The following is a 3,976-nucleotide window of genomic DNA, read 5'->3' as shown; positions in this document are numbered from 1 at the left end:
TCCGACAGGAGGCCGTCCACGCCCTCCCGGTCCGTGGTGTGGTCGTCCGCGAAACGACGGTCACCCGTCGCGTCCGGCACGTGCTTCACACAGACAACGATCCTCAAGCTCACGGCCTTGTCTCCTGTACTGGTCTCGTCCGGCGGCTGCGGCGGTGCAAGCGGGCGCGAACACGGCACGCACCCGCCCCGGGCAGCGAATTCCCGTGCCGGTCCGGAACTTCCTGGCAGCATACTCGCCGGTATCACAGTGGTCACTACTGGCCAGTAGCTTACGCCGTACGGCTGCTCCGCCGCCTGCGCCCATCCTGCCCCAGCCCGAGGCCGACTCCACCCGAGGGGGCGGAACACGTGCGACCGGATTGCTCACACGACGCGACCGAGCGCCGCGATCACGTCCACCCTGCGCGGCTGCCCCGCCGCCCGCCGCACCACCCTGCCCTCCCCGTCCAGCACCAGGACGGTCGGCGTCCGCCGGACCTCCAGCCGGCGGACCAGCTCCAGCCGCTCCTCGGCGTCCACCTCGACGTGCTCGACCCCGTCGACCATCCCGGCCACCTCGGAGAGCACCCGCCGGGTGGCCCGGCAGGGCTGGCAGAAGGCCGTCGAGAACTGCACCAGCGTCGCCCGCACGCCGAGCGGCCCGCCCAATTCGGCCTCCGACAGCCGTTCCGCCCCGTCCTCGGCGCTCACTCCCAGCCTCCCGTCACCCGGGCCCGCAGCGGACCGGGTCCGGCCGCCGTCGAGGCACGACAACGCGGGCCGCCGGCCCGGTCGTCCCTCCAGTCTGCGGCAGCGCCCGCGGCACCCGAAACACGGTCGACCGCCGGGGTCGGGCCACGTACGATCGGCCGATGGACTCCGAGTGCCGCCCGAGGCCGCTGCCGGCCTGCCGCCGCGTCATCGCCCACGCCCGGGCCACCGTCCGCCAACGGCGCTGAGGCCCCGCCACTGCCGCCGCCCGTCGCGACCCCCGGAGCCCCCGTTGCAGACCGATCCTCGCGGCCCTCGCCTGGCCGCAGCGCTCACCTCGATCGTCCTGGCCGTCGTCCTGCGCACCGGCAACTGCCCGCTCCTGGTCGCCCAGACGCTCGTCTTCGCCTTGGGCGCGTTCGGCGGCCTGCGCCTGGCCCCCTACGTCCGGCTGTTCCGGGTGCTCGTGCTCCCCCGGCTCGCACCGCCCTCCGAGACCGAGGACGAACGGCGGCTCCGCTTCGACCAGGGCGTCCTCATGGTGTTCGCCGCGGTCGGCGCCCTCGGCTACTGCGCCGACGTGACGTGGCTGGGCCTGCTGGCCGTCTCGGCCGCACTCACCGCCGCCTTCGTCAACGCCGCGTTCGGCTACTGCGTGGGCTGCGAGCTCTACCCCTTGGTCCGACGCGCCCAGGGCCGCCTCACCGCCGGCGTCTGATGCCGGGCAACGGAAAAGTTCCCGTGGGAATTCATCACGGAGATCACACCGCCAATAGTCGCTCTACCGCACGGCTCAGGTGACAGCAGGCACTCGTTCGGGGGATCATCTCCGTGAATCACCCGTGACCGCCGCGGAGTGCCGTGCTCCGGTCGGCACCACCCGCACAACGGAGCGGGTACCCGCCGAACCGGGCTCCGGCCCGTGGAAGTCAGGACTGACCGTGGCAGAGTTCGTGTACCCGCCGGTGATCGGCGCCGCACTCACCGCCTTCCGCGCGCTCGACGCGCGGATCAAGATCGTGGGTGCCGAACACATCCCCGCCAGGGGGGGAGCGGTACTGGTCAGCAACCACATCAGCTACCTCGACTTCCTCTTCGCGGGCCTCGGCGCCTACCGCGGCGGCAAGCGCAAGACCCGCTTCATGGCCAAGGACGACGTCTTCAAGCACCGGATCTCCGGCCCGCTGATGCGCGGCATGAAGCACATCCCGGTGGACCGCACCGACGGCCAGCCCGCGTACGAGGCCGCCGTGCGCGCCCTCAAGGCCGGCGAGGTGGTCGGGGTGTTCCCCGAGGCCACCATCAGCCGCTCGTTCATGCTGAAGAAGTTCAAGACCGGCGCCGCCCGGATGGCCGCCGACTCGGGCGCCCCGCTGCTGCCCGTCGTGCTCTGGGGCACCCAGCAGCTCTGGACCAAGGGCCGCCCGAAGACCCTCACCAAGCGGCACGTCCCGATCACCATCATGATCGGCGAACCGATTCACCTCGGGCCGAACGACAAGCCGGTGATGGTCACCCGACGGCTGCGCACCGCCATGAGCGAGATGCTCGACCAAGCACAGCGCGAGTACCCCGGCAAGCCCTCCGGCCCGGACGACACCTGGTGGCTGCCCGCCCACCTCGGTGGCACCGCGCCCACCCTGGAGGTCGCCGAGGCCGAGGACGAGGCGGAAGCCCTCGCGAAGGCCGAGCGCCGCGCCGCCCGGGGCTGATACCCCCCTCTCCGCCTCCGTCCCCCTCTTTCCGCCTCCATCCCGCGTCTACTCCGTGCGACCGAGCGAGCGCGGTCCGTCGCGTGTCCTCCGGCCGCTGATGCTCCCCATCTGACACAGTGACAGCTCCTTTCAGGGGCCTTCGTCCTGAATCCGCGGCGGGGGCACACGTCGGAACGGTCGAAAGGCTCGGAGGCGGAGATGGCAAGGATCACCACCGGCACACGACAGTCAGCCACGGGCAGAGCCCGCACCCGCGCAAGCGCCGGTGCGGGCCTTCTGCTTCTGGGCACCCTGCTCACCGGCTGCGGGGCCGAACCCGGGGAGATCCCGCTCTCGGAGATCCGGCCGGAGACCCCGACCGCCGTCCCCGAGGCGACACCCGACGTGGTCGGCGCGGCCGTCGGAGCGCCCGCGGCCCCCGTGCACAACGGGCTGATCGTCAGCCGCGCCTACACCGACGCCTCCCGCACCAGCAGCGCGATCGTCACCCTCTCCCCCGACGGCAGCGGCCAGCGCCAGGTCACCCAGCCGCCGGCCCGCACGCTCGACGACCGCCCGGACTGGTCACCCGACGGCACCACCATCGCCTTCGACCGCACCGACCCGCAGACCGGCACCGCCCGGCTCTGGACCGTCCCCACCGCCGGTGGCTCCGAGCACCAGGTCAGCCAGCTGTGCGACAGCGGCACCGCCGACTGCGCCAACGAGGACGAACGCGCCCCGGCCTTCTCCCCGGACGGCAAGCAGGTCGCCTTCAGCCGCTCCTGGGGTGCCCTGGACTCGTCCGGCAGCCACCAGGTCCAGTACTCGGACCTCTACCTGATGAGCCCCGAGGGAACCGACGTCCAGCGGCTCACCTTCCTCACCAACGACAAGCCCTACTCCGGAGCGGTCAGCAACCCCAGCTGGTCCCCCGACGGCAAGCAGCTCACCTTCGAGTACCGCACCAGCGCCACCGGGCAGCCCGCCAACAGCCGCGCCATCTACGTCGTCAGCGCGGACGGCACCGGGCTGCGCCAGCTCACCCCCTGGGAACTGCGCGCCGGCGACCGCGCGGACTGGTCCCCCGACGGCACCCGGATCCTCCTCACCACCTACCCGGCCGGCCCCGACAACGCCCCCGGCGGCGGCATCTACACCGTCCACCCCGACGGCAGCGCTCTCGGGGCCCTCACTCCCGCGCCCTCGAACACCTTCTACGGCACGGCCACCTACGCGCCCGACGGCACCTCCATCGTCTTCGCCCAGGCCCCCGCGGGCGCCGGCACCGACCTCTACAGCATGCGGTCCGACGGTACGGGCGTCGCCCGTCTCACCAACAGCGCGGACAGGTGGCTCAGCCGACCGGCCTGGGGCACGGCGGAGGCCGTCACCGCTCCCGCCGATCCTGCCGCTCCCGCCGATCCTGCTCAGGCACCGGTTCAGGCACCCGCCCAGGCACCGGATCAGGCGTCGGACCAACCATCGGACCAGACACCCGCCCAGGCACCGGATCAGGCGTCGGACCAACCATCGGACCAGACACCCGCCCAGGCACCGGATCAGGCGTCGGACCAACCATCGGACCAG

Annotated in this window: 3 protein-coding genes and 2 pseudogenes; 3 read left to right on the top strand and 2 right to left on the bottom strand. The window is 72.4% G+C overall.

Going from position 1 to position 3,976, the window contains the following annotated elements:
- Together AB0O11_RS39070 and AB0O11_RS39065 are read right to left on the bottom strand one after the other, a co-directional pair.
- Positions 1-113, bottom strand: a pseudogene (locus tag AB0O11_RS39070) (electron transfer flavoprotein subunit beta); the annotation flags it as partial.
- A 252-nt stretch (positions 114-365) separates the two neighbouring features.
- Positions 366-698, bottom strand: a complete 333-nt coding sequence (locus tag AB0O11_RS39065) for a thioredoxin family protein (RefSeq protein WP_363397322.1) — start codon at positions 696-698, stop codon at positions 366-368.
- Between the two features lie 286 nt (positions 699-984).
- Here AB0O11_RS39065 and AB0O11_RS39060 point away from each other — a divergent pair, with 286 nt between their 5' ends.
- From AB0O11_RS39060 to AB0O11_RS39050, 3 genes and pseudogenes are all read left to right on the top strand, one after another.
- Complete coding sequence (locus AB0O11_RS39060) at positions 985-1,410, top strand: DUF4395 domain-containing protein (protein ID WP_363397319.1); 426 nt, start codon at positions 985-987, stop codon at positions 1,408-1,410.
- A gap of 223 nt (positions 1,411-1,633) precedes the next feature.
- Positions 1,634-2,404, top strand: a complete 771-nt coding sequence (locus tag AB0O11_RS39055; RefSeq protein WP_363397316.1) for a lysophospholipid acyltransferase family protein — start codon at positions 1,634-1,636, stop codon at positions 2,402-2,404.
- A gap of 201 nt (positions 2,405-2,605) precedes the next feature.
- Positions 2,606-3,976, top strand: a pseudogene (locus tag AB0O11_RS39050) (hypothetical protein); the annotation flags it as partial.

It is taken from the genome of Kitasatospora sp. NPDC093102, assembly GCF_040683915.1.
GTDB lineage: Bacteria > Actinomycetota > Actinomycetes > Streptomycetales > Streptomycetaceae > Kitasatospora.
Note: the sequence above shows the minus strand (reverse complement) of the source record. Positions and strands in the feature narration are given on the sequence as shown.